This window comes from Prosthecobacter sp., from assembly GCF_044226605.1.
Classification (GTDB): Bacteria; Verrucomicrobiota; Verrucomicrobiia; order Verrucomicrobiales; family Verrucomicrobiaceae; genus Prosthecobacter.
Map to the genome: position 1 here is coordinate 17,591 of NZ_JBGAGS010000035.1, position 23,495 is coordinate 41,085.

18 protein-coding genes are annotated in these 23,495 nt (G+C 59.4%); 12 read left to right on the forward strand and 6 right to left on the reverse strand.

Annotated elements, in window-relative coordinates; translation table 11 throughout:
- Positions 1-24: 24 nt before the first annotated feature.
- Complete coding sequence (locus ACILSO_RS30560) at positions 25-2,067, forward strand: carbon starvation CstA family protein (protein WP_395741295.1); 2,043 nt, start codon at positions 25-27, stop codon at positions 2,065-2,067.
- Between the two features lie 186 nt (positions 2,068-2,253).
- Here the strand turns inward: ACILSO_RS30560 and ACILSO_RS30565 are convergent, their stop codons facing one another.
- Positions 2,254-2,679: a hypothetical protein gene (locus ACILSO_RS30565; protein ID WP_395741296.1), complete on the reverse strand. Its 426-nt coding sequence runs from the start codon at positions 2,677-2,679 to the stop codon at positions 2,254-2,256.
- 82 nt (positions 2,680-2,761) lie between these two features.
- On the opposite strand from ACILSO_RS30565, the gene ACILSO_RS30570 reads away from it, so the two are divergent.
- The 3 genes from ACILSO_RS30570 (at position 2,762) to ACILSO_RS30580 (ending at position 7,448) form a co-directional block, all read left to right on the forward strand.
- Complete coding sequence (locus tag ACILSO_RS30570) at positions 2,762-4,045, forward strand: PQQ-binding-like beta-propeller repeat protein (protein ID WP_395741297.1); 1,284 nt, start codon at positions 2,762-2,764, stop codon at positions 4,043-4,045.
- Positions 4,046-4,466: 421 nt separating this feature from the next.
- Positions 4,467-4,715, forward strand: coding sequence for a hypothetical protein (locus ACILSO_RS30575; RefSeq protein WP_395741298.1), 249 nt, complete (start codon positions 4,467-4,469; stop codon positions 4,713-4,715).
- Positions 4,716-5,204: 489 nt separating this feature from the next.
- On the forward strand, positions 5,205-7,448 hold the full coding sequence (locus tag ACILSO_RS30580; RefSeq protein ID WP_395741299.1) for a polysaccharide lyase family 1 protein: 2,244 nt from the start codon (positions 5,205-5,207) through the stop codon (positions 7,446-7,448).
- Positions 7,449-7,650: 202 nt separating this feature from the next.
- On the opposite strand, the gene ACILSO_RS30585 is transcribed toward ACILSO_RS30580, so the two are convergent.
- From ACILSO_RS30585 to ACILSO_RS30595, 3 genes are all read right to left on the reverse strand, one after another.
- A complete protein-coding gene (locus tag ACILSO_RS30585; protein ID WP_395741300.1) occupies positions 7,651-8,541 on the reverse strand; it encodes a DUF3800 domain-containing protein in 891 nt (296 codons plus the stop codon).
- 2 nt (positions 8,542-8,543) lie between these two features.
- Positions 8,544-8,951 (reverse strand): helix-turn-helix domain-containing protein, encoded by a 408-nt coding sequence (locus ACILSO_RS30590; protein WP_395741301.1) that lies wholly within the window; start codon positions 8,949-8,951, stop codon positions 8,544-8,546.
- 249 nt (positions 8,952-9,200) lie between these two features.
- Entirely contained in the window at positions 9,201-10,289 is a 1,089-nt protein-coding gene (locus tag ACILSO_RS30595; RefSeq protein WP_395741302.1) for a Gfo/Idh/MocA family protein, read from the reverse strand.
- Positions 10,290-10,608: 319 nt separating this feature from the next.
- Here ACILSO_RS30595 and ilvB point away from each other — a divergent pair, with 319 nt between their 5' ends.
- The 3 genes from ilvB to ilvN all read left to right on the forward strand — a co-directional run bounded on the left by ilvB (position 10,609) and on the right by ilvN (position 13,787).
- Positions 10,609-12,336 carry a biosynthetic-type acetolactate synthase large subunit gene (gene ilvB / locus ACILSO_RS30600; protein WP_395741303.1) on the forward strand — a complete coding sequence of 576 codons (1,728 nt, stop codon included), beginning with the start codon at positions 10,609-10,611 and terminating at the stop codon, positions 12,334-12,336.
- 84 nt (positions 12,337-12,420) lie between these two features.
- Positions 12,421-13,215 (forward strand): DNA-methyltransferase, encoded by a 795-nt coding sequence (locus ACILSO_RS30605; protein WP_395741304.1) that lies wholly within the window; start codon positions 12,421-12,423, stop codon positions 13,213-13,215.
- A 26-nt stretch (positions 13,216-13,241) separates the two neighbouring features.
- Positions 13,242-13,787, forward strand: coding sequence for an acetolactate synthase small subunit (ilvN, locus tag ACILSO_RS30610; protein ID WP_395741305.1), 546 nt, complete (start codon positions 13,242-13,244; stop codon positions 13,785-13,787).
- Positions 13,788-14,102: 315 nt separating this feature from the next.
- Here the strand turns inward: ilvN and ACILSO_RS30615 are convergent, their stop codons facing one another.
- Together ACILSO_RS30615 and ACILSO_RS30620 are read right to left on the reverse strand one after the other, a co-directional pair.
- Positions 14,103-14,639, reverse strand: coding sequence for a hypothetical protein (locus ACILSO_RS30615; protein ID WP_395741306.1), 537 nt, complete (start codon positions 14,637-14,639; stop codon positions 14,103-14,105).
- 12 nt (positions 14,640-14,651) lie between these two features.
- Positions 14,652-16,817 carry a S16 family serine protease gene (locus ACILSO_RS30620; RefSeq protein WP_395741307.1) on the reverse strand — a complete coding sequence of 722 codons (2,166 nt, stop codon included), beginning with the start codon at positions 16,815-16,817 and terminating at the stop codon, positions 14,652-14,654.
- A gap of 469 nt (positions 16,818-17,286) precedes the next feature.
- Here ACILSO_RS30620 and ACILSO_RS30625 point away from each other — a divergent pair, with 469 nt between their 5' ends.
- The 5 genes from ACILSO_RS30625 to ACILSO_RS30645 all read left to right on the forward strand — a co-directional run bounded on the left by ACILSO_RS30625 (position 17,287) and on the right by ACILSO_RS30645 (position 23,471).
- Positions 17,287-18,576: a glycosyltransferase family 4 protein gene (locus ACILSO_RS30625; protein WP_395741308.1), complete on the forward strand. Its 1,290-nt coding sequence runs from the start codon at positions 17,287-17,289 to the stop codon at positions 18,574-18,576.
- Between the two features lie 126 nt (positions 18,577-18,702).
- Positions 18,703-19,116 (forward strand): Minf_1886 family protein, encoded by a 414-nt coding sequence (locus tag ACILSO_RS30630; RefSeq protein ID WP_395741309.1) that lies wholly within the window; start codon positions 18,703-18,705, stop codon positions 19,114-19,116.
- Positions 19,113-21,680 (forward strand): M16 family metallopeptidase, encoded by a 2,568-nt coding sequence (locus ACILSO_RS30635; protein WP_395741310.1) that lies wholly within the window; start codon positions 19,113-19,115, stop codon positions 21,678-21,680. Before ACILSO_RS30630 ends, ACILSO_RS30635 begins: the two co-directional genes overlap by 4 nt.
- Positions 21,681-21,931: 251 nt before the next feature.
- Positions 21,932-22,366 (forward strand): hypothetical protein, encoded by a 435-nt coding sequence (locus ACILSO_RS30640; protein WP_395741311.1) that lies wholly within the window; start codon positions 21,932-21,934, stop codon positions 22,364-22,366.
- Positions 22,367-23,021: 655 nt separating this feature from the next.
- Positions 23,022-23,471, forward strand: coding sequence for a GreA/GreB family elongation factor (locus ACILSO_RS30645; protein WP_395741312.1), 450 nt, complete (start codon positions 23,022-23,024; stop codon positions 23,469-23,471).
- Positions 23,472-23,495: the final 24 nt, after the last annotated feature.

Sequence of the window (23,495 nt, forward strand, 5' to 3'; positions counted from 1 at the left end):
GCAACTGGACTACCCACCCCCATCATGCCCAAGCCCCTTCAAGTCCTCATCTGGATCGCCGTCTCCGCCCTCGGTGCCGGTGCCGTCGCCTTCTCCGCCTTCCATACTGGGGAAAAGATCAATGCCTTGTGGCTCATCGTGGCCGGGGTCTGCTCCTTCGCCGTTGCCTACCGCTTTTACAGCAAGTGGCTCATGACCAAAGTGCTGGTGCTGGATGCCCACCGCGCCCCGCCCTCCGTCACTCACAAGGACGGCAAGGACTTCGTCCCCACCAATAAGTGGGTCGTCTTCGGTCACCACTTCGCCGCCATCGCCGGCCCCGGCCCTCTCGTCGGCCCCGTGCTCGCCGCCCAGTTCGGCTACCTCCCCGGCATGCTCTGGATCCTCATCGGAGCCACCCTCGGCGGCGGCGTCCATGATGCGATTGTGATGTTCGCCTCCATCCGCCGCGGCGGAAAATCCGTCGGCCAGATGCTCAAAGAAGAGGTCAATCCCGTCGTCGGTCTCGTCGCCATGATCTCCGTCCTTGCCATCATGACGATTCTTCTCGCTGTGCTCGGCCTCGTCGTTGTGAAGGCTCTCGCAGAGAGCCCCTGGGGCCTCTTCACCATCGCCATGACCATCCCGCTCGCCTTCATCATGGGCTTCGGTCACACCATCTTTGGCGTCAGCGTGCGCAACATCACCATCTTCGGCATCATCGGCCTCCTCGTCAGCGTCTGGGCCGGCAGCAATCTCAAGCAGTGGGGCATCGAGCACTACTTCGACTACAAAGGCGAGACCATCGCTTGGTCCATCATGATCTACGGTTTCGCCGCTTCCGTGCTCCCCGTCTGGATGCTCCTCGCCCCGCGCGACTATTTGAGCACCTTCATGAAGATCGGCACCGTCGCCGTCCTCGCCGTGGTCGTCATCTGGGTCGCACCGGAACTGCAGATGCCCAAGCTCACCAAGTTCATCGATGGCAGCGGCCTCGTCTTCCTCGGCAGTGTCTTCCCCTTCGTCTTCATCACCATCGCCTGCGGTGCCATCTCCGGCTTCCACGCCCTCATTTCCTCCGGCACCACCCCCAAGCTCCTCGACAACGAAAGCGACATCCGCAGCGTCGCCTACGGTGCCATGATCACCGAGATGCTCGTTGCCCTCATGGCCCTCGTCGCCGCCAGCGCGCTTCTGCCAGGCGAATACTTCGCCATCAATGCCGGCATCAACAAAACCATGGCACCCGCCCAGGTCGTTGAAGTCATCTCCACTGCCGGCTTCCCCGTCACCGTCGAAGGCATGGACAAACTCGCCGCCGACATCGGCGAAAAGACCATGTTTGGCCGCGTCGGCGGCGCTCCCACCTTCGCCGTCGGCATGGCGCAGATGTTCTCCCGCGCCTTCGGCCCGGCCTGGATGTCTTTCTGGTACCACTTCGCCATCATGTTTGAGGCACTGTTCATCCTGACCACCATCGATGCCGGCACGCGTGTCGGTCGTTTCATCCTGCAGGACTTCCTCGGCGGCATTTGGAAGCCCCTTGGCAACACCCGAAGCCTCCCCGCCAACATCTTCGCCAGCGCCCTCCTCGTCGCCGCCTGGGGCTACTTCCTCTACCAGGGCGTGGTAGATCCTCTTGGCGGCATCAACACCCTCTGGCCGCTCTTCGGCATCGCCAATCAGCTCCTCGCCGTCATCGCCTTCTGCCTCGGCACCACCATCCTCATCAAGATGGGCAAGGCCCGCTACATGCTCGTGACCGTGATCCCCCTGATCTTCCTCATGAGCGCCACCTTCACCGCCGGCTACATCAAGCTCTTCGACCCAGACGCTCGCATGGGCTTCATCTCCGGCGCCAAGCTCTACGGAGACAAACTCGCCAAAGGCGGCACCCCCGCCGAGATGAAAACCTGGGCAGCCCAGCAGTTCAACTTCACCGTGGACACTGTCGTCACCTCCTTCTTCCTCGCCGCCGTCGCCATCATCTTCCTCGGCTGCCTCGTCGAATGGATCAAACTCCTCAGCGGCTCCAAAAAAGTCGTCCTCAAAGAAGAGCCGTACGTCGCGCTTCCGGAGGGAGCGTAAGGAGGCGCGGAAGCGTTTTGGAGTGCGGTCGCGCAGATGCACGGCGCAAGCCTGCATCGAAGCTACCGCTTTCGAGAGCTTCCAATCGCCCTTCGGCCAGAGCCTGCCCTCCTGCCCTCAAAAGCACCTCCCGCCAACCCGTTCATTGCCCCTTCTTCCACTCAAGCACCGATAGAACCGTCCGCGTCACGCCCTCCGCCAGCGCCTCGCAGCCTCTTCCATGATTTGCTCCCGCGCTCTCCAGTCATGCTCCACCAGGCATCTTACAGCTTCGATCTGCACCCCGGGCTTCTCCTCCGCTGAGACTTTCTCCCAAAGTTCCATGAACAGCTTTGTCTCCCGCATTTTGCAAGGCAGCGCCCCAATCGTATATCCGAAGATGGAAGCCCCCGAAGCCTGCACGAAATAATCAGGCGGCAGTTTCAGCACATCCCGCACCCAGCGGAATTCAGGATTCTCTTTCGTCTGCCATGAAGTCAAAGGCAGCCCCGCCCACTCCCACCGGTCTCTTCTTGCCCGGCTGTTGTGATCGGTCTCCTGGGTAAACCCCAGAGGCAGCAGCACCGCGGCACCTAGAGCCAGCACCTGTTTCACAATGGATTTCACAGACATTTCGTACGCTCTCACTCTTCGACACTTCGTCATGCAAAAACTGCAAATGCTCCCACTCTTCACGCGTACCTTCTCCCTTCCCATGCGCTCCGCCACCGCCCTCACCACCCTCCTTCTCTCCACCTCTCTCCTCAGCGTCAGCGCTGCTCCCACGGCCAGCGCCCCGGCTTCGGTCAACTGGCCCGAGTTCCGCGGTGCAGGTGCGCAGGGCCAGTCTACTGCCAAGAATCTCCCGCTGGAGTGGAGCCCCACCTCTCACATCGTTTGGAAGGCACCCGTCCCCGGCGTCGGCTGGTCATCCCCCGTCGTCATTGGTGATCGCATCTTCCTCACCTCCGCTCTCCCCATCGGAGGAGTCGAAGATCCCAAGTCGGACCGCTCTCTGCATGCCCTTGCCTTGGACGCCGCCACCGGCAAGCCCGTCTGGGATGTCGAGCTCTTCACCGCCAAATCCCCCCGCGCCCACCGCAAAAACAGCCACGCCAGCCCAACGACCGTCTTTGAAGACGGCAAGCTCTACGTCCACTTTGGCCACCTCGGCACCGCCTGCCTCGAAGCCGCCACCGGCAAAACCATCTGGGCCACGCAGGAGTTCGCGTATTCACCAGTCCACGGCAATGGCAGCAGCCCCGTCCTCTTTGAAGACCTCCTCATCTTCTCCGCCGATGCCGAGACTGACCCCAAAGTCATCGCGCTCGACAAAACCACCGGCAAACAGCGCTGGGCCTTCGCCCGCCAGTCCGAAGCCAAAAAGAAATTCTCCTTCTGCACCCCGCTCATCATCGATGTCGGCGGCCAGAAGCAGCTCGTCACCCCCGGCAGCGGCGTCGTGAACGGCCTCGATCCTAAAACCGGCACCGAAATCTGGCACTTCAACTATGACCAGGGCTACTCCGTCGTTCCCCGCCCCATTTACGCCCACGGCATCATCTACCTCTCCAGTGGCTACGACAAACCCGTCCTCTACGCCATCAAAGTGGACGCCTCCTCCAAAGGCGACATCACCGCCACCAACCTCGCCTGGCGCATCGACAAAGCCGCCCCGCACAATCCCAGCATGGTCGTCGTTGGCGATGAGATCTACTTCGTCGCAGACAACGGCATCCTCACCTGTGCCGATGCCAAAACCGGCACCGTGCATTACTCCGAACGCTGCACCGGCCCCATCTCCGCCTCCATCCTCTCCGCCGATGGCAAGCTCTACCTTCAGGACGAAAAAGGCCTCGGCATCGTCATCAAACCCGGCAAGACCTACCAAGTCCTCGCCCAAAACGACCTCGCCGAACGCTCCCTCGCCTCCTACGCCATCATCGGCTCCGATCTCCTCATCCGCACCGAAGGAAATCTCTACCGCGTGAAGAAGTAATACCACGAAAAGTTCAAAGTAGGTCTGATCTGGAATCTTCCGAGTAACTCAACGTGGAGACACGCGGGGATGTAGCGCGGTATTCCGATACCGCGACGGTACCGACTCGGTATCGGAATACCGAGCCACATCGCCCATGCCACACGCTGTGAGCAGATTCTCCGGGAACGTAAGGAATGACGGTTAATCTTCGTCCCATGATCAAGCCGCTTTGAACTCCGGTTCTCTGTGTTCATCGTGCCTCTGTGGTGAAAGCATGGTTGGATTAAAAGACCTGTTTTCAACGGCTCATGGCATAAGCACGCAATAAGAGAGACACTCATGTCTGTTGCTCACCCCGCTCCCCTCCAACCCTCCCTCCTCATTGTAATCGACTCCGCCGCCGCCGCGCCCACACTTGGAGCACCCATTCCGCTGCCCCATGATCGAAGCCCTGCTCGGCATCCTCGCTGCTCTGTTTGAAATCCTGCTGGCCATCGCGGAGCCGGTCATCACCATCATCTTCGGCATCCTCAGCCTGGACGAATCTATGGGCGAAAACTCCCGCCTCGGCGAATCCCCCTTGGCGCGAGAAGGCCGCCGCGACTGGCGAAATTACACCCTCGGCTGCCTGGGCCTTCTCCTTCTCGTCACCGCCGCCTCAGCTTTCGCCTGGTGGTGCCTCGGATGAATCACCCATCGTGTTTTTGAACACCGGACCGCCCTCGGAGCCACAGGGCCTCAAAAGAAACGCGCCAGCGTCGTGGAGTGCGGTGGCCTAGAGGCACGGCGCAAGCCTGCCTCGACGACACCGCTTTCGCCAGGTCAAGCACGTCCTTTCACCCCACCTGCTCCCGCCTGCGAAAGAGACGTCACGCCAAAACACTTCGCATACCTCTTTCCATCAACGCAGCCCGCAAAAATTCCACGTTCAAAGATACCACAAAATACCACTCCAAAACCGCACGTCATTTCCCCGCCTTGCTTCCTGTCCCTCAAGCTCCCAACCCTCCGCAATTCCTCCGCCTCGCCATCCGTTGGTTCATAGCTGCTCACCATCCTTCTCTGCCTGCCCCCACCTGCCCTCATCCCATCCAGCGCCTCCGGCCAATTTAAAATTTTCAGTTTTCAGTTCCCAGTTTTCAGTCCCGCATCCCTCTCATCACGCCACGGTCCTCTCATGCACGTCCGCCTCCTCATCCTCTTCCTCCTCACGTCCCTCCACGCCCCCGCCGCCTCCCCTCTCTGGACCAAAGGCACCGCCTCCTGGTCAGACACCTCCCACTGGGGCGGCACTCTCCCAGCCCCCGGATCCACCGCCTCCATCGAAGGCAGCGACTCCCACGTCACCCTTTCCTCTGACGACATCCTCCTCAGCCGCTTGAACATCGGCGCCTATCACAAGGCTCACTCCACTCTCACGCTGAGCAGCGGCCAGTTCACCGCCTCCAATCTCGTCCTCCTCGGCGAAGCCACCGGCACCTCCGGCAAGCTCGTGCAAACCGGCGGCGATCTCCGCGCCCTCGAAATCTGCGTCGGTGCCGCCAATCTTGGCACCGGCGCCGCACCCGGTCCTGCCGGCGAACTCGAAATCAGCGGCGGCAGCCTCCTCACCCGCCACCTCACTTTCGGCTGGGGACAAAACTCTACCGCACGCCTCCACATCATCGGCTCCAAAGCCCGCCCCATCGCCGTGCTCGACTACCTCTGGATCGGCGTTCGCAACGCCAATTCCAAAGGCTCCGCCATCTCCTTCGACTACGACATCGACTCCCAAGGCGTCACCCCCATCGTCATGTGGCAGCCTGTCTCCATCTCCCTCGTCGACTCCGCATGCCGCAGCACCTGCCACCTCAACATTGCCCTCACCGAAAAACCACCCGTCGGCGACATCACCCTCATCCGCCTCGGCAAACCCTGCTACGGCACCTTCACCGATCTCCCCGAAGGCAGCCCCATTCGCGCCGACTTCGCCGGCCAGTCCTATGAATGGATCCTTACCTACCAAGGCGGCGCCAGCAAAGCCGACATCACCCTCACGCAGCCACACCTCATCTCCACCACCGGCACCCGCACCGCCCACACCACCGGCCAAGCCGCCAATCCCTTCCCCTTCACCGCAGACGACGTGCAGTCCGGCCTCCACGAAATGAAGCGCCGACAAACTGCCTTATTAAAACCCTTCGAGCCCAAAGGCCTCCTCGCCTTCCCCGGAGCCGAAGGCTACGGCGCTTACACCCCCGGCGGTCGCGGCGGCAAAGTCATCTACGTCACCACCCTCGAAGACTCCGGCCCCGGCAGCCTTCGCGCCGCCCTCGAGACCAAAGGCCCGCGCACCATCCTCTTCCGCGTCGGCGGCGTCATCCAATTGAAGTCCGCCCTCATCATCCGCGAGCCCTTCGTCACCGTCGCCGGTCAGACGGCACCAGGTTCTGGTATCTGCCTCCGCACCGACAGCTCCACCCATGCCGATGCCCTCGTCGTCAATGGCACGCACGATGTCATCCTCCGCTACCTCCGCGTGCAAAACGGCAAAGGCCCCCAGCCCTCGCACTACGACGACGGCGGCGACTGCATCAGCATCTACGACAGCGAAAACTTCATCATCGACCACTGCTCCGCCCACTGGGGTTGCGATGAAGGCCTCTCCGTCACCGGCTCCTGCGACCGCTACACCATCCAGTGGTCCATCATCGCCGAAGGCCTCAACTACAACCGCCACAGCATGGCCACCATCCTCACCGGCGAGCGCTGCACCTGGCATCACAACCTCCTCGCCCACAATGGCAGCCGCAATCCCCTCCTCTCCGGCGGCACCCGCTGCGACTTCCGCAACAACGTCCTCTACAACTGGGGCCACACCTCCGGCCAGGGCAACTTCACCGCGCTCAACTACACCGGCAACTACCTCCGCCCCGGCCCCTCCACCGTGCAAAAACCGCTCAACTTCGTCGCCGCCCAATCCGTCGCCCTGTCCCGCTCCCTCCACCTCGCCGGCAACATCATGGACACCTCCCCCGAGATCACCGCAGACAACTGGCTCGGCGCCAAATTCGACTCCTCTACCGCCAGCGAAAAACCTTTCCTCATGGCCCCCGTCAAAAGCGAATCCGCCACCGACGCCCTCCCCCACGTCCTCGCACAAGCCGGTGCCACTCTCCCCCAACGCGACCCCACCGACACCCGCATCATCACCGACGTCCAAAACCGCACCGGCCAAATCATCGCCTCCCAAGACGAAGTCGGCGGCCACCCCACCTATCCCACAACCACCTCCACCGAAATCGACACCGACCAAGACGGCCTCTCCGACCCTTGGGAAACCTCCCACTCCCTCAATCCCAACAACGCCAGTGATGCCTCAGCCCCCAGCCCCGACGGTTATACTTGGATTGAAAAGTATCTCAACGAGCAGGCCCAATAATCCAGGCATTTCTCTTCAGTCTGGTGTCCGTTCAAAATCCGCGTCCCAACAGGTTCCCATGGCGGTTAAGTCGAAAGGAAGAAATTCAAATTTAAGTGGCAATCAGGTTGCTGGCATGGTTCATTGTAGATGGAGACTCGGCCAAGAAGAACCTTTTCCTTCACTGGAACGGGGGCTTCAAAAGCATTGTCTCCTTCTTTGTTTATTCTCGTCGTGTAAATAAATCAGGAACACAAACGATACCGAAACTTGGGAATGCGCGAGATCTGTCATAGCCAGATCCTTTCCACTTGAGGCGCTCAATTCGAGGCGCAAATCGATCAGCGATTTCCTGCCTAACAGGTGCGGTCATACCATCCCCAGCATGCCGAAAACCCCAGTTCAAACTGTAGATCACCACATCCGCCATTTGCACTGGCAAAGCCATATCTGATGAAACGAAGAAGGGCGAAGGCACGATCCAGCGAGCTCGTTCTCGGCCATTGCTGGTCTTTGTGAAATAGCTATGCAGCTTGGAAACAAAGCGCCGATCTTCGGTCTTTTCGACTTCATCCATTACCAGAATTCCCATCTGACGCTCCTTCTCCAAAAAGTAAAAGAATCGTTCCAGCAGAAATGTGTGATCTTTGCGCAAAATGACCTCCATCTTGGGATCAACGGATGAAGGCGGCGCTGCAGCGCCTCGGGGGACAGCAGTAGCAAAAATGCGAGCTTTGTGCCTCTCCAATAGGTTAAAGATGCCTTCAGCCATTTTTAGCGATGCCTGACCATATGCCGTCAATTGAGCTCTGGTTGGTGAACGCTTTTCCAGCCCTCCCTGCAACAACGCGCGGCAAAGCTGCTGCCGCTCTGTATCTGCTATCTCCTCCATTTGAGCAGCATGCTTGAAGCGCTCCCTTTTCAGAAGTTTTTCGCCTTTAATTTCGGACTTATAATCCTCCAACCGAGCACCGAAGCACTCCAGCTCAAGGGCATGCGCATCTTTCACCAGCGGCCACAATGCCTCGTCATGAAGAGCAAATCCTCCACGGACCTCATAAGGCATTTGCTTGTGATCGTGTCCCGTCTCATCCATGAATAGAAACCAAGCCATGATTATTGATCCTCCTTTTCGGGCTTTGATTTTTCCTGAACATTTTTGAGAGCGACAAGTGCCGTCATCAGTCCTTTGAGATGGAAAAGATTTGTCGTCCCTATTCTCATCTCCCTCTTGAGATACCCCTTGTTCTCAAGGCTGGCCGCCATGCGTCGTGCAGATTTAGGGGACACATGCATGCGCTTGGAAATTGTTTTATAGCCTGGAAAAGGTGCCTTTTCGTCCCATTTATGCTGCATGATATGCACTATGAACATAGCTTCTCCATAGGTCAGGTCATAAGGCTGAAGGCGATGATAATTTTCGAGGAAGAAGGCGCTGACAGGAACAAAACCGCCTGACTTCAATTCCTTCGCCCACCGCTTTTCAAAGCTGAACTTTTCTTGGCTGCTTTCACTCGATTTCATGTTGGCAAACTCCGTTGCATTTCACGCGGTGGCAATTTTCTAAAAAAACGTCGGCTGCTTTTCGCTGTACGGCTTTACTGTAAGTGGCTATTACGATTGGCTGGCTATTCTTAGATGGACGCGTACGTCCAAGAGATATGGACGTTGATGTCTAACCTACTGGTCATAAATGTCCATCCGGGTATGGACATATTTTCCTCTTTTCGGATACCCAGAAGTCCGAAGTCCGCACAGCTTCTCAATCCCCCCTCACTCCCTGTTCGACACCTTCCCCTTCCCCCTCACCGCCATCATCTGCGCCCTCACCGCCAGCTCACTCGCCAGAAACGTGTGAGCCTGCGGATTCGCCGTCTCCGTCCGGTTCAGCACATCATCCACAATCTGACGTCCCCACGGGCAGGTCTTCTGCGGCACCACATACTCACGCTTCGCCCCATCGCGCCGGATCACCGTGATCTTCCCCGCATGCTTCACCACCTCCATGCGCCCCTCCGTGCCATGCAGGTGCAGCTCAAAGCCCGCTGTCTTCTCCTTCGTAAACCGCAGCGTCGCGTCCCCTGTGCCGCCCTTGCTCTGAAACCACACACGACCGTAATCCTCGAACTCCGGATGATCCGGCGTCTCCTTGTTCGACGCCTCCGCCTGCATCACTCGCGCCTCCTCCGCGCCCACATAGTGGATGAACTGGTCCGCCTGATGCGTGCCCACATCCGCCAGAATCCCCCCACGCGCCGCACGCTGCCAGAACCACGGCTCGCGCGGCCCATGCCCGTACAGGCCATGCGGCCCTGAGCCCCACATCTGGAATACCCGCCCGATCTCCCCCGCAGCCAGCAGCTCATCGATCTTCAAACTCACCGGCAGCAGCAGCCGCTCATTATAAGAGATCGCGTAGATCCTCTTCGTCTCCGCCTGCACGCGCCGCGCCTCCGCCAGATCTTCCAGATTCAAAAACCCACCCTTGTCCGCCAGCACATCCTTGCCCGCGCGCATGGCACGAATGCAAAGCTGCGCCCGTTTCGCCGGCATCGCATCACTCACCACCAGCGAGATGCCCTTGTTCTCAAAAACCTCCCGCTCCTCCCGCGCTCTCGGCACCTGCGCATTCTCCTTCAAAAACTTCGCCCCATGCGTCGGGTCCGGATCCGGATCATAAATCATCGCCAGTTCCCCGCCCCCGTCCCGCACCGCCTGCACCATGCGGAAGATGTGCTCATGGTTGATCCCCATCACCGCAAACTTCAGCCTCGGTCCCGTCTCCGCCCTCGCCACATGCGGAAAAAGCCCCGCTCCCAGCGCCGCAGCCGAAGCCCCCAAAAATTCACGTCGGTTATTCATCTCACCGCAAACGCCCCAACTCCCCCTCACCTCTCCACTTCATCCAACTTCCAAAATCGATTGCTCAGCAATCGTCAATCACTCTCGCCCAACACACCCTCGACCACTAGCGCTCCCGCCTCCCATCCACACCCCTCAACCCACATTTTCAAACCTTCACAACCTCCACCACACCAAAACGCCCCTCCAAATCTCAATTTTCAAATCACAAAACCCTCTCACATCCTCACCTTCACCTCAAAAACCCTTATTTTAAATTGCAATTTCCTCATTCAACCCCATTCTAACCCTCCAAATCGCAATTTTCACCCCAACCATCATGAGCCAGCAAAAAATGGACGGCGCACAGGCCCTCATCAAAACACTCGCCGATCTCGGCGTTGAGTATGTCTTCGGTTACTCGGGCGGCGCTGCCATCCCGATCTTCGACGCCCTCCAGACCGTGAAGACGGACATGAAGTTCATCCTCGTCCGTCACGAGCAGGGTGCCGTTCACATGGCCGACGGCTACGCCCGCGCCACCGGCCGCCCGGCGGTCGTCCTCGTCACCTCCGGCCCTGGCGCAGGCAATACCATCACCGGCCTCATGACCGCGCAGATGGACAGCGTCCCCATGATCGTCCTTTGCGGCCAGACCGTCAGCTGGATGCTGGGCAAAGACGCCTTCCAAGAAGCCGACATCTTCAACATCACCGCCCCGGTCGTTAAGCACAACTACCTGGTCAAGAACACCAATTCCCTTCCTCGCATCGCCAAGGAGGCCTACCACATCGCCACCACCGGCCGCCCCGGCCCCGTTCTCATCGATATCCCGAAGGACATCTCCCAGGGCGTCTTCACCGGCACCTTTGACGAGCCAATGGACCTCCCCGGCTACAATCCTGAAAACGACTTCAAGATCGATCAGGCCGGTATCAAAGAAGCCGCACGCCTCATCGCCGGAGCCAAGCGCCCCGTCATCCTCGCCGGCCAGGGTGCCATGATCGCCCGTGCCGACAAGGAGTTGCTCACCCTCGCCGAAACCCTCGGCTGCCCCGTCACCACCACCCTTCTGGGCAAGGGCGTCTTCCCGGAGACCCACCCGCTCTCCCTCGGCATGCTCGGCATGCACGGCACCGCTTATGCCAACAAGGCCATGGTCGAAGCCGACCTCATCTTCAATGTCGGCTCCCGCTTTGACGACCGCATCATCGGCAAGCCAACCATGTTTGGCCGCAACGCCAAACTCATCCACATCGACATCGACGCCGCCGAGCACCACAAGATGATCAAGGTGGACGTCGCCATCAAAGGCGATGCCAAAGCCGCCCTCAGCGACCTCCTCCCCCACATCGAAAAGCTTCCCACCGAAGACTGGCTCGCCCACCTCGATGGCTACAAGAAGAAGTACCCCCTCGGCTACAAGAAGCAGGGCGGCCTCCGCATGCAGCAGGTCATCGATGAACTCTACAATCTCACCAAGGGCAAGGCCATCGTCTCCACAGACGTCGGTCAGCACCAGATGTGGGCCGCACAGTTCTACAAGAACGACCAGAGCTACCACTGGCTCAGCTCCGGCGGTGCCGGCACCATGGGCTTCGGCTTCCCCGCCGCCATCGGCGCCCAGCTCGCCTGCCCGGACAAGACGGTCGTCTCCATCTCTGGCGACGGCGGCTTCCAGATGACCTTGTTTGAACTGGCCACCGCCGCCATTCACAAGCTCCCCATCAAGATCCTCGTCCTCAACAACAGCTACCTCGGCATGGTCCGCCAGTGGCAGGAGCTCTTCTTCGAAAACCGCGAGAGCGGCGTCGATCTCATCGGCAATCCTGACTTCGTCAAACTCGGCGAAGCCTACGGCATCAAAGGCTGGCACATCCGCCGCCCTGCCGATGTGGAGCGCATCCTCCAGCAGGCCCTCGACTACAATGACGGCCCCTGCATCATCGAAGCCGAGTGCATCAAGACCGAAAACGTCTTCCCCATGATCCCCGCCGGTGCCGCCCTCGAAGACATGCTCATCGAGGCCCCGAAACAGAAAATGGACAAGCCCACCGGTTCCACGTAATCCGCAGCGCAACCGTCCCGGTTGCCTCCGGGTAGCGCGACCGTCCCGGTTGCGCCCCTGCAAGCCAGCCGCTTGCACTGCCACATGCAAACCAACCGCATCATTCACGGCGACGCTGTCACGGAACTCCAAAAGCTCCCCACCAGCGTCGCCCAGTCCATCATCGCCGACCCGCCTTATTTCAATGTCCTCGAAGATGAAGCCTGGGACACCCAATGGAAAACTCCCGCCGACTACCTCGCCTGGTGCGATGCCTGGGTGGGCGAATCCATGCGCGTCCTCCGCGATGACGGCCTCGCTTTCATCTTCGGCCAGCTAGGCAAGCGCGAGCACACCTTCCTCCACCTCATGTCCCGCCTCAGTCAGCAGCACCAGTTTCACGATCTCATCATCTGGGATCGTGCCGTGGGCTATGACGAGCGCCGCGACAGCTTCACCCCGCAGTACGAAATGATCCTCGTCCTGCGCAAAGGTGACTCCGTGAAGTTCAACAAAGACTCCGTCCGCATTCCCTACGACGCCGCCACCATCCAGACCTACCTCAAGGACAAGCGCTACAAGGACAAGGAAGCCCGCAAGGCCCACCTCGAAAAAGGCAAGTACGCCACCAATATCCTCCGCATCCCCAGCCTCAAAGGCGCCTCCAAAGAGAAGTGCGGCCACCCCTCGCAGAAGCCCATCGGCCTCATCGAAAAACTCGTCGCCTGCTCCACCGATGCTGGCGATCTCGTCCTCGATCCCTTCATCGGCTCCGGCACCACCGCCTCCGCCGCCCAGCGCCTCGGTCGTCAGTGGCTCGGCATCGAGTGCGATGCCAGCTACATCCAGATCGCCGAATCACGCATCGCGGCAGACGCCACTCTCTTTTCCAAATCATAAATCAAAACTCATCAATCATCCATCCCATGAGCGACCGCATCCCCGCCACCACAGACAAAAAGCCCGCTCCGCAGGCTGACATCATCAATATTCACACGCTCAGCGTCATGGTGAACAACCAGCCTGGCGTCCTTGGCCGCATCTGCTCCGTCTTCAGCCGCCGTGGGTTCAATATTGAATCCCTCGTCGTCTCCCAGACTCGCGATCCCCGCTTCAGCCGCATGACCATCGGCATCAGCGGTCATCCCGAAGGCCTCAGCCAGATCATCCTCCAGGTCAGCAAGCTCATCGACGTCATCCACTGCATCGAGCACACCGACCGCGACGCCGTCGCCAAGGAAATGGTCCTCATCAAAGTCGCCGCCTCCGCCTCCGAGCGCACCGAGATTCTCCAGATCATCGAGCACTACAATGGCAAGACCGTCGACCTCCAGGAAGACAGCCTTATCGCCCTCATCAGCGGCAACACCGACAAGCTCGACGCCGCCGTCCGCCTCCTCACCAAATTCGAAATCGTCGAAACCGTCCGCACCGGCAAAGTCGTCATGGCCCGCGGCCTCACCGAGACCTGATTTCACCCAGTCATCAAAGCCCCCAAAGCCAGAACGCCCCCCTCGGTGTTCTGGCTTTTTCATGCTGAGAGTTCGGGCCGCTTTAAATGACTGCATCGATCCGCGTTTTTTGAAATTTTTCTTCGAAAAATCGCACGAAAGATTACTCCGCACCCATGACATTTGAAACCCGCATAAACCTTCGATTCAACAGCGAGGGAACGGAAATGCAAAGGCAGCAGAGAATCCAGAATTCAATCTCTACCACCTTTGCTATGCACATCCTGCATCCGCCATGGTTCACCTCAGCGCTTGAACGCCCTCTCGCGAGGGCACTTACATGCCCTGCGAGTAGCTGCCATAGAGCGCACAGGGCGTTCCATCCAGTTTAATAACATCCCCGGTGCTCAAGCTGCTACCTGCCTTGGGCTGGTAAATTTTATCGCTCTCAGGTTTGCCGGTGTTTGGATCCACCTTCATGATGCCCCCCTTGTTTCCATCTTTGGGAGGAACCACCACCGCAGCTTTCCTAGCCTGCCCGTTCTGAATCTTGTTTCGCACTGTCCGATTGGCAACAGCATTTCGGCCCTTGTCAGCAGCGATTTGCTTCTGCTCCACATTTGCCTTGGCAATGTAGTGAAAAGCCAGTCCCAGTGCGACACCAGCAAGAGCACCAATGGCAGCGTTTCTGCCAGAAAACTTTCCGTGACCCCCGGTGAGACCACCAACAAGTCCGCCTATTCCCGCTCCGGCAGCCATGCTGCCACCAGCACCAAGATCATTCGCCACCTGCTGTAGTTCCGCACAGGATGTGGTGAAGAACAAAGCGATGGCAGTGGAAAAACCGGCAAAAGATCGAGTCATCTGGTTCATGTCTTCAGGATGTTAGTTTTGTGTTTTATTTTTCGTGGGATTGACAAAGCGACGGGCCATGTCGCACAGGAAATTGCACTTCCAGTAGGCTTTTAGTGCGGCCAGCCGTTCACTGTCCGTTCCGTCGCGCAGCGCGTTGGCGAGTTCGTAATTGACCTTGATGGAATCCGGGATGTAACCAATCTCGCGATCAAGCCGTCCGCATTCCTCCAACACCCGCTCGCGGGCGTAATTCAGCGTGTGGCTCAGCGCCTTGCGATTCGACAACCAAAGGGACACGCCCTGTACTGCCTCCCCGCTGAAATTGTATTGCTTGTTAATGAGCGAGGCGCAGCCGAGGTAGGCATAGAGACCGCTCGCCAGCTGGTCGAGCGGCAGCATGGCTTCCTTTTCGCGAAGATTGCTGGAATACTCTGAATATAACGCCGCACGGTCTACCGGACCCCATTCTGGCTCACGCAGCAGCAAACGCCGCTGCACTTTGTCCGCGGAAACCGCGCTGCTGCTCCGGCTGTTAAGCTCCTCCGTCACCGCCTTCACATAATCCTCGGCGAACATGGCCTTGAACCACTTCAGCCCCGCGCCTGCCGCGGAACTGTATGCGCTGCCCAGCCGTTCGTAGAATTCCTGACTTGTGGCAACCACCGGTGGGCCGTCATCCTGGGCGAAACTCGCCCAGTCTGCGGAACATTCCGAGATGCTCTGCGCCATGGCAAGCTGCCGGCACCTGTTCTTCGCGAGGCTGATGCATTCCTCAGTCGCCTCATTAACCTTCACGGCGCTGGCGACCAGCGCAATATTCTCGGCATCGCTCAGGGATTTTTTGCCACGAAGCTCTGCTTCAAGCTGTCCATGGCGTTTGATCAAGGCTCCCAGTTCCTTTTGCGCCTCCTCGAGTTCGACGAGAGTGATGTCGCTTGTCATCCTGACCGCGCGCGCGCCCCAATAGCTCAGGAAGCTCTGCAGCGCGTCGATTCTACCTCCCACCGTTGCGCGGCTGAGGCCGGATTTTAGCAATGGACGCATCGATGTGAGGCTGCTGTCCGTCGCCGTGGCTTGGTCCTTCATGGAGAACTTGTAGTTGTCGATGTCAGCTTTCTGCAAATGCACGGCCATCTCGTAAAGAACTTCGTCTACACGCGTCTGGCTGTCCGCCATCTGAGCGTAGTAAAGCGCCATTACCAGATCTCCCTCTTGCTCAAACTTCGACGCCAGTTTCAGAGCGGTCAGCGCCGGCACAAGCACTTGACGCTGCTCCGTCAGGTATTTCTTGGACTTCTCCTCCGCCTCACGCAACGCGGCCTGAGTCATCCGCCCCTCGCTCGGCACCATTGCTTTTGCCACGCCTAGAAACTTGCGGTCCAGCGCGTCCACCCGTTGCTGCGCGATTCCTAAGCGCCGGTCAACCGTTCCGCGAAGCCGCAGAGCCAGTCTCACTGACAGCGACATCTTTCCGCTTTCTATTGCGGCAGGACGTGGCAGCGGCTTGCCCGTCATTAACAGGTAGGCATCATAAATGTCCTTCACCTCCACAGCCTGCATCCCCAGTGTTTCGGCTTTCTCGTGGAGGTCATCCAGCTCGCCTGTCTTCTCATTCTTGCTAAGGCGCTGTCCCACCGGAAAACCAAATCGCTTCATGCCCTTTTCTTTCGCACCGTCAAGCTTATGCGTAATTCCGCCGACCGGGCCGATGCATCCGTCCGGATTGATAGTACCTGTCAGGGTCGCGTCCGGCAGAATGGCATCTCCTCGAATCAGCGCTACCATCGCCGTCGTCATAAGCATCCCAGCTGAAGGGCCGCCGATGTGGCCGCCGGTCTGTATCAAAAACGTGTGGTCGCTGACAATGTGGTCCGTCATCTGCGAGGCGCAGAACGAGGCGATCCAAGCCGCTGCCCGCCAATCATCCCCCGTGCCACCGGAGTAGGATTCCATGATTCCAACCGAAACCTGCCCGCTGACATTCGGGGCCACAGTAATCGTAACGGGGCTTGTGCCACCCTCGAACGTCTTTGGTCGGTACCAAAGAGCATGAACAGTGGCCGCGCGGCCTTGAGCCGGCAATGTGATGGTGTCGTTCTTGGCTTGCAAATCAGCACCTGGAATCACAATCGGCACTGTTTGTGCGACTGCTAGCGTGGCACACACGGAACTGGTTAATAGCAATTTGAGTTTCATAGGAAGTATCTCGAAAAGATGAGGGGGCCAGGAGTGCTTGCTCATTCTCGCCCACCAGTGGCAGCTGGAGTCAACGGCTCCGATGCTGGGCTGAGCGTCCCAAAAAGAGAGGCTGGCATTCTCCCCTTTCTCGGGCACGACACGATCAGTAACGAGGCTATGTACCACATCATAATTGGCAATATGCCTAAACTACAGGTGATGTACTTTGACAAGCGTTATTTACGCCACCCAAGAATGATACTTAATTCATTGAAAATGAAACTTAAACACCCGCAAATTTTGAGTGGAATAAGAAATCCAAACTTAGTGATCTCCACCTATGAATGAAACATTCGCACTGATTCGCGGCCATTCCCGTTGAAAGGAACTTGGAACTGTCCATTCGTCTCCTTCCTCTCCCGCCCGTCGTACTCTGCTCTAACTCCACACTCCGGTTCCGTCATCGCCCCCTTTCCACGCGTTCCACATGCGCATCCTGCACCTCACCCCCGGCACCGGCAATTTCCACTGCGGAAGCTGCCTGCGTGACCACGCACTCATCAAAGCCCTGCGCGTCCGCGGTCATGATGCTCTCATGGCCCCTCTCTACCTCCCCTTGGTCACGGACCGCGAATTCGGCTCGCAGGAGCTTCCCATCCAGATCGGCGGCATCTCCCTTTTTATCCAGCAGAAGCTCCCCTGGTTTCACAAGCTCCCCCGCTTCATCCACAAATGGATCAACAAGCCCAACCACCTCCGCTTCGCCTCCCGCTTCATGGGCATGACCAGCCCCAAGGTCCTCGGGGAGATGACCCTCGGCGCCCTCCTCGGCACCGACGGCCGCCAGTGGGGTGAGTGGCAGAAGCTGATCACCTGGGTCCGCACCCAGGGAAAATTTGACGTCGTCTCCCTCTCGAACAGCCTCCTCATCGGCCTCGCTCCCTCCATCGAAAAAGAGCTCGGCGTCCCCGTCGTCTGCTCCCTGCAGGGAGAGGACAGCTTCCTGGATACCCTGCCAGATCCCTATCGCGAGCAGTGCTGGGAAGCCATGCGGCACAATGCCCGCAGCGTCCGCCTCTTCATCTCCCCCAGCCGCTTCTACGCCGACCACATGCGTCAGCGTCTCGATCTCCGCGCCGATCAGATCACCGTTCTGCCAAACGGCATCGACACCACCGCCTTCACCACCTCCTCCCCGGACCCCAACTGGCCGACCATCGGCTACTTTGCCCGCATGATCCACGGCAAGGGCCTCACCACCTTGGTGGATGCCTTCATCGACCTCGCCAAACGCGGCTCCGTTCCCCGGGTCAAGCTCCGCATTGGCGGCGCCAAAACACCTGCCGATGACAAATACGTCGCCGGCCTCCAGGCCAAAATCGACGCCGCCGGCCTGACCAAGCGCGTCGAGTGGCATCCCAACATCAGCTTTAAAGACAAGGTCCACTTCTTCCACGACCTCACCGTCTTCACCGTCCCCGCCACCTACGGGGAAGCCTTCGGCCTCTACGTCATCGAGGCCGTCTCCAGCGGCGTGCCTGTCATCCAGCCAGACCACGGCGCTTTCCCCGAGCTCATCGCCGCCACCGAAGGCGGCCTCCTCTGCAAACCCGATGACCCCAAGGCCCTCGCAGACGATCTCGAATCCCTCCTCAACGACGGCGAGCTGCGCGAGAAATTCTCCAAAAACGGCATCGCCAAAGTCCGCCAGGAATTCAGCGCCACCCGCATGGCCGAACGCTTCGAGTCCCTCCTCCAAGACGCCATCGCCAAATAAAACGATAAGCCCGGCTCGCGCACCGCTTCATTCGTCCTCCTACTCGAACTCGTCCCCGACCACTACGCCCGCCATCCGTCATTCTAGTTTCCACCTCCCCCTTTCTCCTCCAAAGTACCTTCGTCCATGACTTCCATCACCTTTGGCGAGGCCGTCCGGCGCTCGATTCAAAAAGACCCCCGCTACCATCCGGCCGCCTACGAGCTGGTGCGCGATGCCCTGCACATGGCCGCCAAAAAATTCCGTGACGAAAACGCCGAAGATCAGCACGTCAGCGGGCAGGAGCTCCTCGCCGGTTTCCGCGATCACGTCCTCTCAGAGTATGGCCCCATGTCCACCATCGTGCTGGACACCTGGGGCCTTCAGCGCGGCGAAGACGTGGGCATCATCGTCTACAATCTCATCGAGTGTGGCTACTTCGGCAAAAACGACGGAGACAGCATTGAAGACTTCTCCGGCGGCTACGACTTCGCCCACGCTTTCTCCAACCCTTTTCTACCCGCTTCGCAGCGTGAGTCGCGCGAACGTAAATCATCATGAAAAAAGTTTTGTCCCGCACCCTTTCCCCCAAATCAAACGCCCCCTCCGTCCCCTCTTTGGACGGCAGCGTCACCACCCTTCCAAATGGATTGGAAGTCATCGTGCGGGAGGACCACGCCCACCCCCTCGTCAGCGTACAGGTCTGGATCAAGGCCGGCAGCATGCATGAAGAGCAGCACACCGGCGCCGGCATCGCGCACTGCGTCGAGCACATGCTCTTCAAAGGCACCGAAAAACGCGACCCCGCACAGATCTCCCAGGGCATTCAGGCTCTCGGCGGGTACGTCAATGCCTACACCTCCTTCAATCGCACCGTCTATTGGATCGACGGCCTCGCCGAACACACCGGCGGCTATCTCGACATCCTCGCGGACATGATCCGCAACTCCAAGTTCGACGCCGATGAACTCACCCGCGAAAAGGAAGTCATCCGCCGCGAGATGGCCATGGACAATGACGACCCCGGCAGCACCATCCAGCACCTGATGCAGGCCACCGCCTTCCGTCAGCACCCCCTGCGCCACCCCATCATCGGCCATCGCGAAGTCTTTGATCAGATCTCCCGCGCAGACGTGCACGGCTTCGTCCAGCGCCATTACGTACCGAACAACGCCTTTGTAGTCATCGCTGGAGACGTGGACCCGGCAGCCGTCCTCGAAACCGTGCGCACCCATTTTGGCGACTGGCAGCGCCGCGCCTTTGATCCCGTGCTCCTCTCCCCGGAGCCACGCCAGCAGGGCACCCGCTACGCCGCAAAGAATTTCGCCACCGAACTCACCCGTATCGCCCTTGGCTGGCAGATCCCCGGAGAAAATCACCCGGACAAGCCCGCCTTGGACGTGCTCGCCTTCCTCCTCGGCTCTGGCCGCAGCTCACGCCTCTACCAGGAGCTGCGTGAAAAGCGCAGCCTCGCCCACTACGTCTGGGCGGGAGCGTGGTGCGCCCCCGAAGTCGGCCTGTTCAATATCGAAGCGGAATGCAATCCCGCTGATGCCGAAAAACTCCGCAAAGGCATGATCGAAGTCGTGGAACTCATGCAAAAGTCCGGCCCTGGCCGTGCAGAGCTCGACAAAGCCGTGCGCGCCACGCTCAGCAGCCAGATGCGCACCCTCAGCACTGTCAAAGGCCAGGCCAGCAGCCTTGGAAATGGCTGGCTCATCTCGGGCTCGCTCGACTATCAACGCCATTTCCTGGATGCCATCTCCGCTCTCACTCCGGACACCGTTCGCGATGCCGCCCGCCGCTACCTGCGCCCGGACACCATGAGCACCGTGCTCGTGGGCAGCGATGTCGAAAGCGCCAGCGCCGTCAAGCCTGCCGCCGACACCGCGCGTCCTGAAACACAGCGCTTCAAGCTCAAAAACGGACTCATCCTTCTCGTGGGCGAAAATCCACGCCTGCCTCTCATCAGCATCCGCACCAATTTCCTTGCCGGCGTCCTCGCTGAGACAGACGTCTCCGCCGGCGTCACCCAGGTCTCAGCTCAGATGCTGCTCAAAGGCACCAAAAAACGTGTCGCTGCCCAGATCGCTTCCGAACTCGAAAATCGCGGAGGCAGCCTGATCTGCACTGCGGACGCTCACCGCTACATCATCGGTGCCGATGTCATGGCCGGGGATGAAACAGATGCGCTCGATCTCATCGCCGATCTCATCCTCAATCCCGCGCTGCCGCAGGCCCAGCTTTCCGATGTGAAGAAGCGCCAGATCGCCAGCATCCTCGAAGAAAAGGAGGATCCGCTCACCGTCGCCATGCGCAAGGCACGCCGCGAGATCTTCGCCGGCCAGCCCTTCCACCGCACCGCGCTTGGCACGGAAGAAACTGTCGGCGCCATGAAGCTCGCTGACTGCCGCGCCATGCTGCACGCCAGTTTCACCACCGGCAACGGCATCATCTCCGTCTTTGGCGATGTCAAAGCAGCCACCGTCAAAGCCCAGGTCGAAAAAGCCTTCGCCAAACTCCCGCGCGGCAATCGCCAGATCCCCCTCGGCCGTGAATACCACGCCAGTGCCAAGCCCGCCGCCTGGACCGAGCACCTCGACAAAGAGCAGGCCGTCCTCGTCGTCGGCTTCCGCACCGTCGGCCTCGAAGACCGCGATGTCCACGCCCTCAATCTCATCGACGAAGCCTGCAGCGACATGGGCAGCCGCCTCTTCAACCGCATCCGCGAAGAGCTTGGCCTCGCCTACTATGTCGGCGCGCAAAACTTCGCCGCCATGGGCGCGGGCGCCTTTTACTTCTACGTCGGCACCGATCCCAAAAAAGTGAAGCTCGCCGAAAAAGAGCTCATGGCCCAGATCAATGATCTTGCCACCAACGGTCTCCATCCCGACGAGATCGACCGCGCCCGCGTCACCTGGCGTTCCTCCCTCCTGCGCGCCCAGCAGGGAAACCCCGGCATGGCCGACAACTGCGCTTGGAATGAAATCAACGGCCTCGGCTGGGATCACATCCAGAAACTCCCCTCCATCATCGCCGACATCAGCTCCAAGGAAATCCAGCGCGTCGCCGCCAAATACTTCGGCGAAAAGAAAGCCTTCATCGTCCGCGTCCTCCCGAAGTAATCCGCATCTCAGGGCATGGGGACCTCCGTCCCCTGCCACGTCCGCGAAATTTCAAAACATCGTTCGTCCACAAAGCGAATCCCCTCTCCCCATCAGTGACACCGCAACGCCCAAAACGGCCTCTGGGGAGAGGCCGGGTGAGGGGCTATCCAAAGCCATCATAGCATGCGCTCTGCCCACCCTTTGCATCCCCACGTCCACACCACAGATTTCTCGTGGCAGAAAGACCACGCAGTCGCTACCCCTCTTCCATGACACCGACTGATTCCCCGGAGGCCACCGCCGCAGAACTCAACGCCCTGCGCTCTGAACTCAAAGAGTGGGCATTCGGCATCCGCTGCGCATTCGCAGGATTAAATTTGCTGCCTCTCTATTACTGCACCCGTGGCCTGCTGTCAGCGCCCGCGTTCCAGAGCATCTTCACGGACATGCTTGGTTCGCTCGACAAGCTGCCGCCCATGACCCGCTTCGTCATCACATGGTCTCACGACGTGCTCATAACAGTGTGGATCCTCGCCGTCCTCGCCATCGTCATGATCTTCCGGGCCACGCGCGCACGCACGGTATGGATGACCACCCTGCTGCTCACCACATTTCTTCTCATCACCGGCCATCTCGTCATCGCCACACTCTTCGAGCCCCTCGGCGCGGTGATCCAAAATCTCTCCGGCGGCACGAGCTCCTGAAAAAAGCTTCGGCCTATTTTTCATTTTCCAAATTTCCCGCACCGACTTGGCCCGGCGGCTGCTCTATCAAGAACTCAGTTGGGGCGCAAGCTTCACAAACATTTCTCAGGTTCGCCTGAGGAAACACACAACGAGCTGGGGAGTCGCTTCATGGTTGGGACTCCTTGGTCACCTAAAGGCCCGGAAGGATTTTGGTTGGGTCCTTCCGGGCCGAGTTGTTTTCACACACCGGCATTCTCCCCGCCATCCTCCGTTCCATTTCGCCCATCCGAGAATTCGCGAAAAATTCTTCACGCTTCCATCATATTCCCGAACTTCTTGGCCCAGCGCCTGCTCTTTCTAAAGAACAGTTGGGGCGAGAGCTTCATAGACATTTCTCAGGTTCGCCTGAGGAAACACACAACGAGCTGGGGAGTCACTTCATGGTTGGGACTCCTTGGTCACCTAAAGGCCCGGAAGGATTTTGGTTGGGTCCTTCCGGGCCGAGTTGTCTTCAGGCTGCACCCTCCCTGCCCAAAGAGTTGCCATTGAATCTCCGGCCGATGTCGCAAGATTTTAGTTTGGGCCGTGATGTCCTCAAACGCGCCCGCCCCTTCCCATGCGATAGCGTTTGGGCAAAGACCACCATACCTTCCTCCCACCGCCCTTTCCCTCCATGAGCCGTGCATTCGTGAAAGAAGACATCGACGAACCGCACCGCGAGGCGCTTCGGCGGCCCGCCTCCGGTCTTCCTCCCGGAGCACTGAACCTCATGACGGCTGAAGGCGCCCTGCGCCTGCGCTACCGCCTCAACGATCTGCAGCGCGATCCCGGCAGCCACTCCGCTGAAATCACCGCGCTGCAGCATGCCCTCGACTCCGCCACCCTCGTTGAGCACACTGCCCGAACCGATGCCATCGTCTTCGGTTCACACGTCAGCATTCGCCGGCCAGATGGCACATTGGAACGATGGCGCATCGTGGGTGTCGATGAAGTCTCACTCGAACCCGGCTTTGTCAGCTGGCTTTCCCCGCTGGGAAAAGCCCTTCTCGCCGCGCAGCCTGGCAAACCCTTCCGCGTTCCACCCTCCACCGCCGTCTACGGCACCGTGGAGGAAGTTGCATGACCGCGAACCCGAGACCCTGCCTCC

Coding starts and splice junctions, on each gene's coding strand:
- ACILSO_RS30560 (WP_395741295.1), top strand. CDS start 25: ATGCCCAAGCCCCTTCAAGTCCTCATCTGGATCGCCGTCTCCGCCCTC.
- ACILSO_RS30565 (WP_395741296.1), bottom strand. CDS start 2,679: ATGTCTGTGAAATCCATTGTGAAACAGGTGCTGGCTCTAGGTGCCGCG.
- ACILSO_RS30570 (WP_395741297.1), top strand. CDS start 2,762: ATGCGCTCCGCCACCGCCCTCACCACCCTCCTTCTCTCCACCTCTCTC.
- ACILSO_RS30575 (WP_395741298.1), top strand. CDS start 4,467: ATGATCGAAGCCCTGCTCGGCATCCTCGCTGCTCTGTTTGAAATCCTG.
- ACILSO_RS30580 (WP_395741299.1), top strand. CDS start 5,205: ATGCACGTCCGCCTCCTCATCCTCTTCCTCCTCACGTCCCTCCACGCC.
- ACILSO_RS30585 (WP_395741300.1), bottom strand. CDS start 8,541: ATGGCTTGGTTTCTATTCATGGATGAGACGGGACACGATCACAAGCAA.
- ACILSO_RS30590 (WP_395741301.1), bottom strand. CDS start 8,951: ATGAAATCGAGTGAAAGCAGCCAAGAAAAGTTCAGCTTTGAAAAGCGG.
- ACILSO_RS30595 (WP_395741302.1), bottom strand. CDS start 10,289: ATGAATAACCGACGTGAATTTTTGGGGGCTTCGGCTGCGGCGCTGGGA.
- ilvB (WP_395741303.1), top strand. CDS start 10,609: ATGAGCCAGCAAAAAATGGACGGCGCACAGGCCCTCATCAAAACACTC.
- ACILSO_RS30605 (WP_395741304.1), top strand. CDS start 12,421: ATGCAAACCAACCGCATCATTCACGGCGACGCTGTCACGGAACTCCAA.
- ilvN (WP_395741305.1), top strand. CDS start 13,242: ATGAGCGACCGCATCCCCGCCACCACAGACAAAAAGCCCGCTCCGCAG.
- ACILSO_RS30615 (WP_395741306.1), bottom strand. CDS start 14,639: ATGAACCAGATGACTCGATCTTTTGCCGGTTTTTCCACTGCCATCGCT.
- ACILSO_RS30620 (WP_395741307.1), bottom strand. CDS start 16,817: ATGAAACTCAAATTGCTATTAACCAGTTCCGTGTGTGCCACGCTAGCA.
- ACILSO_RS30625 (WP_395741308.1), top strand. CDS start 17,287: ATGCGCATCCTGCACCTCACCCCCGGCACCGGCAATTTCCACTGCGGA.
- ACILSO_RS30630 (WP_395741309.1), top strand. CDS start 18,703: ATGACTTCCATCACCTTTGGCGAGGCCGTCCGGCGCTCGATTCAAAAA.
- ACILSO_RS30635 (WP_395741310.1), top strand. CDS start 19,113: ATGAAAAAAGTTTTGTCCCGCACCCTTTCCCCCAAATCAAACGCCCCC.
- ACILSO_RS30640 (WP_395741311.1), top strand. CDS start 21,932: ATGACACCGACTGATTCCCCGGAGGCCACCGCCGCAGAACTCAACGCC.
- ACILSO_RS30645 (WP_395741312.1), top strand. CDS start 23,022: ATGAGCCGTGCATTCGTGAAAGAAGACATCGACGAACCGCACCGCGAG.